The 6,713-nt window shown below is 59.6% G+C and carries 16 protein-coding genes; 6 read left to right on the top strand and 10 right to left on the bottom strand.

Annotated features, from left to right (window positions below; translation table 11 throughout):
• From AX735_RS11820 to AX735_RS11780, 10 genes are all read right to left on the bottom strand, one after another.
• Positions 1 to 560 (bottom strand): hypothetical protein (locus AX735_RS11820; RefSeq protein WP_066280289.1); only part of this gene is annotated, 560 nt, incomplete at its 3' end.
• A complete protein-coding gene (locus AX735_RS11815; RefSeq protein ID WP_066280286.1) occupies positions 560 to 1,225 on the bottom strand; it encodes a hypothetical protein in 666 nt (221 codons plus the stop codon). The genes AX735_RS11815 and AX735_RS11820, both read right to left, overlap by 1 nt.
• Positions 1,226 to 1,586: 361 nt before the next feature.
• On the bottom strand, positions 1,587 to 1,868 hold the full coding sequence (locus AX735_RS25145) for a hypothetical protein (RefSeq protein ID WP_156447489.1): 282 nt from the start codon (positions 1,866 to 1,868) through the stop codon (positions 1,587 to 1,589).
• Complete coding sequence (locus tag AX735_RS11810; RefSeq protein WP_156447488.1) at positions 1,865 to 2,179, bottom strand: hypothetical protein; 315 nt, start codon at positions 2,177 to 2,179, stop codon at positions 1,865 to 1,867. Before AX735_RS11810 ends, AX735_RS25145 begins: the two co-directional genes overlap by 4 nt.
• Positions 2,176 to 2,370, bottom strand: a complete 195-nt coding sequence (locus AX735_RS11805; RefSeq protein ID WP_066280279.1) for a hypothetical protein — start codon at positions 2,368 to 2,370, stop codon at positions 2,176 to 2,178. Before AX735_RS11805 ends, AX735_RS11810 begins: the two co-directional genes overlap by 4 nt.
• 114 nt (positions 2,371 to 2,484) lie before the next feature.
• Positions 2,485 to 2,673, bottom strand: coding sequence for a hypothetical protein (locus AX735_RS11800; RefSeq protein ID WP_066280274.1), 189 nt, complete (start codon positions 2,671 to 2,673; stop codon positions 2,485 to 2,487).
• The gene (locus tag AX735_RS11795; protein WP_066280271.1) at positions 2,670 to 2,933 is read right to left on the bottom strand and encodes a hypothetical protein; all 264 of its coding nucleotides are present in this window, start codon (positions 2,931 to 2,933) and stop codon (positions 2,670 to 2,672) included. Before AX735_RS11795 ends, AX735_RS11800 begins: the two co-directional genes overlap by 4 nt.
• Positions 2,930 to 3,163 (bottom strand): hypothetical protein, encoded by a 234-nt coding sequence (locus AX735_RS11790; RefSeq protein ID WP_066280268.1) that lies wholly within the window; start codon positions 3,161 to 3,163, stop codon positions 2,930 to 2,932. The genes AX735_RS11795 and AX735_RS11790 overlap by 4 nt, the downstream gene beginning before the upstream one ends.
• Before the next feature lie 186 nt (positions 3,164 to 3,349).
• Positions 3,350 to 4,042 carry a hypothetical protein gene (locus AX735_RS11785; RefSeq protein ID WP_156447487.1) on the bottom strand — a complete coding sequence of 231 codons (693 nt, stop codon included), beginning with the start codon at positions 4,040 to 4,042 and terminating at the stop codon, positions 3,350 to 3,352.
• Positions 3,954 to 4,382, bottom strand: coding sequence for a helix-turn-helix domain-containing protein (locus AX735_RS11780; RefSeq protein ID WP_082751063.1), 429 nt, complete (start codon positions 4,380 to 4,382; stop codon positions 3,954 to 3,956). Before AX735_RS11780 ends, AX735_RS11785 begins: the two co-directional genes overlap by 89 nt.
• Between AX735_RS11780 and AX735_RS11775 the strand changes: the two genes are divergently transcribed.
• The 6 genes from AX735_RS11775 to AX735_RS11755 all read left to right on the top strand — a co-directional run bounded on the left by AX735_RS11775 (position 4,381) and on the right by AX735_RS11755 (position 6,631).
• On the top strand, positions 4,381 to 4,632 hold the full coding sequence (locus AX735_RS11775) for a transcriptional regulator (RefSeq protein ID WP_066280260.1): 252 nt from the start codon (positions 4,381 to 4,383) through the stop codon (positions 4,630 to 4,632). The genes AX735_RS11780 and AX735_RS11775 overlap by 2 nt on opposite strands.
• Positions 4,629 to 4,853 (top strand): hypothetical protein, encoded by a 225-nt coding sequence (locus tag AX735_RS25140; RefSeq protein WP_156447486.1) that lies wholly within the window; start codon positions 4,629 to 4,631, stop codon positions 4,851 to 4,853. Before AX735_RS11775 ends, AX735_RS25140 begins: the two co-directional genes overlap by 4 nt.
• Complete coding sequence (locus AX735_RS25820) at positions 4,846 to 5,160, top strand: hypothetical protein (protein WP_202189563.1); 315 nt, start codon at positions 4,846 to 4,848, stop codon at positions 5,158 to 5,160. Before AX735_RS25140 ends, AX735_RS25820 begins: the two co-directional genes overlap by 8 nt.
• Before the next feature lie 330 nt (positions 5,161 to 5,490).
• Positions 5,491 to 5,892 (top strand): hypothetical protein, encoded by a 402-nt coding sequence (locus tag AX735_RS11765; RefSeq protein WP_156447485.1) that lies wholly within the window; start codon positions 5,491 to 5,493, stop codon positions 5,890 to 5,892.
• Entirely contained in the window at positions 5,889 to 6,209 is a 321-nt protein-coding gene (locus AX735_RS11760) for a hypothetical protein (RefSeq protein WP_066280254.1), read from the top strand. The genes AX735_RS11765 and AX735_RS11760 overlap by 4 nt, the downstream gene beginning before the upstream one ends.
• Positions 6,206 to 6,631, top strand: a complete 426-nt coding sequence (locus AX735_RS11755; protein WP_066280251.1) for a RusA family crossover junction endodeoxyribonuclease — start codon at positions 6,206 to 6,208, stop codon at positions 6,629 to 6,631. Before AX735_RS11760 ends, AX735_RS11755 begins: the two co-directional genes overlap by 4 nt.
• The last annotated feature ends 82 nt before the right edge of the window (positions 6,632 to 6,713 follow it).

The raw sequence follows: 6,713 nt of genomic DNA, 5'->3' as shown, positions 1-6,713 counted from the left end.
CCCTTGCCCTGCTTCGCCAGCGCATGGCGGTAAGCCTGACGGCTTGGGTAATCCTCGCGCTTGATCTTCGATTCGACGGGCTTCGGCTTGATGATGTTGGCGCGATAGCCCTTCATGCGATCAGCCATGCTGGCCTCGAATTTCGCCATCTCAAAGGACGCCCGAAGCGCTTCCATGTCTGCCTCGGCCTTTGCCATGGTGCTGTCCGGCTTCTGCCAGCCCTGCTTGGAGTCGCCGCCGCCGATCTTGCGCAGCAGCAGCCCGCCATTCTCAACGTGCTCACGCACCCCTCCCTTGAGGCCGGCGAGCGTTTCAGGCCGATACCATTCGTGCGTCGGCTCAAGGTAAGCCTGCACCCGGTAGAACTTGGACGTGGCCATACTGCTGCAGTTGCCGCAGCTGACCATGAACGGCGTGACGCCCGGTTCGCGGTCAACGGTGACGATGTAGCTGCCGCACTTCTCGCACTCGTAGGCGTTCTTCCGGGTAGAGTTGTCGAACCCATCGGTGCCGTTGAAATGCTCCGCAGCTTTGGCGCGGATCTGCTCTATAGAGCGCATCACAGCCTCCCCTTGTTGGCACGAAGGTAGGCCATGATTTTGCGCACATAGTCATCAAGATGGCCTGCCCGATAAGCCTCCGCCGAAGCATCCCAGTCAGCCGAAAGCCACATGCCCGCGATAAACTCCCGATCCCCAGCCAGCGGGTCGGGCGGGGTTACATGCTTGGTGATTGTTTCCGCATGGGCGATGATGCTGTCACGCAGGAAGTCGTTATCGCGGTGCACCGCGTCCCAGCAATCCCACCCCGCCATGTTGGCGGCCCTGTCGAGCGCCCATACAGGGACAACCGTGCTTCTAACGTTAGCCCTGACAGAAGGCGGGGTTACTGTGTAGCCAGCGGCTTCGAGGCGCTTGATTACGCTCTCTAGATCAGGGCGATTGAAGTCGCCTTCCCAGCGTTCTTCCTCATCCCAAGCCTTTTCCAGATCGGCAGCGTTAATTGCCACGCTCGCCTTGTATTCGGCGCTCTGGTAATAGGGGTGATCGGCGCGGAGGCGGACTTGGGTAACAAGATGCCAGCAAGCCACACAATCAGCATCGGAACCTTTTGAGGATTTATACCACCCTTCATCGTGCCAAAACGGAAGGCACTTATCATCATCCCCCAGCCACTCCGGCCTCTTGCCGTTGACTGCTATCGGGGGGCCAAATTCTTCGGTCATCAAATTGAATGGCGCGCTTGTTAAGTCAGGCCGCCATCTCCCTTGGGGTTGGAATTACGTGAAAGCCACCAGCGCAAAGGTCATCACAACCGCACCGATGGTGCAGACAGTGACGGTGGTGATTATGTCGGAGACAGCGGTGCGGGGGGTCATGCTTGACGCTCCCTAAAAACCTGGCAATCATGCTCGTCGTTTGGCGCCATAAAGGCCCCAGCAGCGCGCCTTGACCCATAGGAGACGTGGACGGGCCAAACCTCGGTCGAAACCCATAGGCACTTGGCAACGCGATCAGACATCACGGCCCCGCGCTTGTTCTGAACCCTAGGCAAATCGTAGAGCGCGCAATCTCGACAGCGAACCATCACAGTTCTCCCAATGTCCGCCAGTCAATGCCGACAGCTTCACAAGCGGATCGCGCTGCAAGGCGGGTTTCGTGCTCGATCTGCTCAAGTTCATCGAGCGTCTTGTCGTCCTCGATCTGCATGGCGAGGCGCTGGTCACGGCAGGCTTTGGCGCGCCGCCAAACAAGGATGGTCGCAACTAAGCCGAGGGCTTCCAGTCCTGATCTGAGCGCATCAACGCGGCCAATCTCCCGCTCCGCATCCTCCAGGCAGGCTGCCATTGATCTGGTGTGGGCGGTCATGCTACCAGCCCCTTCGCTTTGGCGATGGCCGCGCGGATCTTCCCAAGCTGCCGTTCATGGTCAGCGCGGGTGTCCGCATCCATCGCGTCCAGAATTTCCTGGTCGGTGTTGAACCAGTATTCTAAATCTTGAAGGGCCTTAAACATGTCGGGCACGGCTGCGATGGCGGCGGCTATCTCTTCACCATCCGCAACTGTGCGCCCGGTCATGCCGCCGCACTTCACATCACAAACGGGGTTGTTGAACCAATCCATGATGCGCAGGTCGTCGCCTGCGTTGAGACGCAGCGGCATATGTGCTGTCTTGCTCATTTGAAAAGCTCCAATGCTATCCAGATAATAGCTGCATCAATGGCAGCGCCGACGATGAGGGCGGCAATCCACCAGCGGAAGTCAGGAGGGGTTTCGGCCATGCTTGGCCCAGCGCAAATACAGGCGGGCAAGGCGGTCAACGCGCGGCCTCCACCAGTCATCAGAACTAGATAGGTCTTCGCCCATTTCATGGACTGCCTTGAAAACCCGTTGACGAGCCGCATCGCGGCAGGCGGCCTCAAGTGTTAGGTAGCGCCTGCGCCCACTGTGATACACGGTTGCAAATTGTGCAGTCGGATAGGTCATTACGGGCGCTCCATGCTGGCCAGAACAGCCTTGATTGCTTCAGCATCGATTGCTGCCCGAACAAGCTTTTCTGAAAGAGCATCAAGTAGCGCCGGAACCTTGCCGTGCGGCGTCTCATCAATGCGGTCTAGGTCGCCGACAGCTTCCCAGATGAGCAGGGCGAGATTGCTTGCGTTATCGGCGCTCATTGCCCCCGCTCCCCTGCCTCGTAATCGACAACAGAGCGCACCTTGTCATAGGTCTCGCGGTAAGCCTCGCTGACCGGCAGCAGCTCGTCCATCACGTCATCGGATGCGAACTCGTAGGTGCTGGCTCCCGGCATATCGAGCAGCCCGCCAAGCAGCGTCAGGCGCTGGCCATCGGTCAGGCGTTCGAGCTGTTCGACAAGCTGGATGGGGAGAGCGTCAGGCTCTTGGGCGAACTGCCAGCGGCGGGGGAGGGCGGTCATGCGACCCTCCAGCAGCGCCCGGTTTCAGCGTCGATCTTGCGGGTGGCGAACTTGGTTCCGAACCGGCGTCCCCACATCCGAGCGGCGGGCGCGATCGAGTTGTGCTTATGCAAGGGGAACTCGAAGCTGTCCCCAACTTCCATCTCGCCAAAAGGGTATTTTGCCTCCCTGCCCGGCTTGCGTTCCGGCAGCGGCACGTTTTTATCGATGGTGAAAGAGTTGGTCTGCATGGGCTGTCTCCGTGTGCTGGAGACATACTTACACCCCGCGTAAGTTCACTGCAAGTCTAAATTACACCTGACGCAACTTTTCTTACACTGGATGCGGAGCAAATCGACTCGCCCGCGCTAACCATGCCAGCGAAGCGCCATGTAGGAAAATGGAAAAACGGCCGCTGCAGATCGTGGCGGTGGGCGCTAAGAATGCTTCGCCTGCTTTTTTCTGAGCCGGGCGATCTCATGGTCCCAATCGTCGGCCCAGCCCGCCGCCTGCGCCATCTCGCATAGCTCGATCGCTCGCGCATAGTCGCCGCGCTTGTCCTCAATGATGCGAAGCTGACGAAAACAGGCATGAGCTGGAACAACGCCCATATCAGCGCGAAGGAGGGTTGCGGCCTGCTCATGAAAACCGATGCACGCCTCGCAAACCAAGATGGCGCGGTCTAACGCGCCCGGAGCGGTGTCGCGCCAACGGTAAAACACCTTGCACAAATTGGCATAAGCAAAATGCCGTTCCAAAACTGGCACTTGTTCGTGCATCAAATTCAAGGACTTCTCTGCGACCGCTAGGGCGCATTCGTGGTGTCCTGGCTTACTGAACCACGTAGCAAGCAACGCAAGATGAGATGGAGCCTGCTTAGGCGTCCGAGAAGAATAGCCATCAACCAGAGGCCTTCCCTTCGCTGGGTCCGAGCCCATCGGCGCATAGGTATTGGCCATCCAATCGCGATCATCCTCGGTGAATGTTTGAACCCACCAATCGGCAAGGCCGAGCGCCGCGATCTCCCCCTGAACCACCGGACTAGTCGCCGCTGCTGGCTGCCCTGATGCCTTCGATGTAAGCCCGAACGCGCTCTTGCTCGCGCTCATCAAGTCGCCGAACCAGGTCAATTACCAGACCCTCCTTCTGCGGATGCCTACCGATCAATTCCCATGGCTCGCAATCATAGATGTCGGCCAGCGCAAGGAGCACCCGTTCGCTATAGGGCTGCTTGCCGTTTTCCAGACGGGACAAGCTCGCCTCGGTTGTCGGTAGCATGGGGTCGTCAAGCATCTCCAGCGCGCTGACCACTTGGGCCTGCGTCTTTCCGGCCTTTTTGCGCCATTCCTTGAGATAGATACGCCGATCGCTCATGCCGTCGAGGATACGGCACTGAGCGTAAGCTGATAATGCTACCCGGTGTAATTCGGGCTTGACCGTTGACTTACATGAGGTGTAAGTATGCGTCATGACCCTAGATGCCTATTTTGACAGCGGCGCGATGACGCCAGCAGATCTTGCTAGAAAGACCGGGCTTAGTGCCGCATCGATCGGGCGCATTCTCTTCGGTGAACAGCAGGCGTCGCATAGTGCGATAAAGGCAATCGTTGATGCAACTGGCGGCAAGGTCACGGCGCATGACCTGATTTTCGGCGCGCCTCGGGACGCATCTCGCAAGCGCGAAATGTCGCGCAGCACCAACCAGGACGCCGCTGCATGAGCGAGCCGACGTCCACCAGCTTCACATCCGAGCAAGAGGCACGGATTGCTGAGATTGCCGCTGCGGTTATCGCATCGATGCAATGCCGACAACAGAACCGGCACTTGGGCCTGCTGAGCATCGCCGTGACCAACCCAGCATTCGCCGATCGCATCCAAAGCGTCATCGACGGGAAATCTGCTCCCGAACCGCGCGCCAAAACGCTTCTTGGTGGTGAATGATATGCTGAACCAAAATGTGAAAATCCTCTGGCAGAGGTTCGGTTCTACGCTCGTAGATCGTTTCGATAGCGTCAATGCTTTCCGATGCGACCCGCTCGCATGTCTCGACGGGATTGCTGCCGCTGTTTGCGATAAAGTTTGCCCAAAGGGCCGAAGTGACGTGCTCCAGCATGAGCAACCTTGCTTGAATATCGACCGGCTCGAGTTCCACCGTGCTTTCCTTTCAATCGTGCGTCCCAACACGATTGTAGCCGATGGGGTGGCGTTTGCGATCACCAATCGCGCCACCCCGGAGGGCTGCGCATGACAGCATTCATCGATGACGGCGAGCCGGGCAGCTGGGCCCGCGCATTGCGACACAGAATACCCGCCCTGGCTCCTAGCACAGCCGCCGCGATGACCGGCTGCGAAGGATCGGCACCGGAAGGAACAAGCGCGTCCGGGAGCGGGAACATGGATGAGCGCGCGAATGCCGATCAATCGTCGAGAAGGGCGGCAGGCCCGCCAGCTTGCCGCCCCTTTTCTCTCTACGACTTCGCTCCTTTCCATGGAGGTCATAATGGCTGACGACCCGACCAATGTATTGCTCCCGATGTCCATGCCGACACAAAGTTCTCTGCGCAAAGCCGTTGCCAGCATGATCCGCGATATCCAGCGCGAGCATGACGAAACCGACCAGGACACCGCCGACCGGCTCGGGGTCTCCAAGGGCACGATCGTCAACGCGCGCAACGGGACGACCGACCTCAATGCGCTCACCATCGCGCGCATCGGCGCAGTCTACGGCGCGCACTATGTCAACCCCTATAACAGCCTCTACGGCGCGACCGCGACGCCGGTGCAGAAAGCCACCGACGACCCGCTGTGTCATCTGGCGCGCGCCGTCTCGACCATCTGCGACATGCGCTGCCCGGATGGTCCCGGCGGCGTGGTGGAATTGCCCAAGGAGAAGCTGGACGCACTGCCCGCGCTGCGCGCCGCGCGCGCCTCGCTGGACAGCTACATCGCGGGCATCGAACGGTTGAGGCTGGTGGCATGAGCGGCGGGGACGATTGGCAGCCGGGCGACCTGGCGCTGTGTGTTTCTTCTGAAGGGTTCCACGAAGATTTCGTCGAAGGAAATCAATATCCGGCCATTGGGTCGGTGTCGCGTGTTAACGACGTTTGCCTACTGGAAGCCAGTTTAGAGGATAAGTGGAATCGGCCCGGAGGGGTTTGGCTCTCTTTTGACGAATACCCCGTCTTTCTGTGTTTTTCCGGGAACTTCCGCAAAATCCGCCCGCACGTTCCTGACGAGGAAGACGCAGAGACGATACGCCTGCTGACCGGCACGCCTGTCAAGGAGCCGACGGCATGACCTATCCCTATCGCAATCACAAGACATGCGCCGATTGGGAGCCGCTGCCGGAACGATTTTCCGTCATGCTTCCCCTGCCCCCTAGCACGAACGCGCTGTTCGCCACGGTCGGCAAGCGCCGGGTCAAGAGCGAGGCTTACAAGGCCTGGCTGAACGAGGCGCGCTATGCCGTGCTGACCCGATGGCGCGAGCTGGGCAAGCCCGCATGGCCGGACAAGACCCCCATGCTGCTCGCCATCGACGCAGGCATCGGCGACCGGCGGCGCGATTTGGACAATATCGCCAAGCCTTTGTCCGACATTCTGGCGAAGGAATTGCCGGTTCCTGACGATCGGTGGACCGACCTGATCATCCTGAAGCGCACGACCGACCACCCCGGCTTTGCCCATGTCGTGCTCGGGCCGCTCGAGCCGCCCGGATAACAGAACAAGGGGAGAGCGCGGAACCCGTGAGGGCCGCACGGAATCAGTTTTCGCCGCGTCAGCTCTCCCCAACCGACAACAA

This window comes from Blastomonas sp. CCH1-A6, from assembly GCF_001556365.1.
Lineage (GTDB): Bacteria > Pseudomonadota > Alphaproteobacteria > Sphingomonadales > Sphingomonadaceae > Blastomonas > Blastomonas ursincola.
Note: the sequence above shows the minus strand (reverse complement) of the source record. Positions and strands in the feature narration are given on the sequence as shown.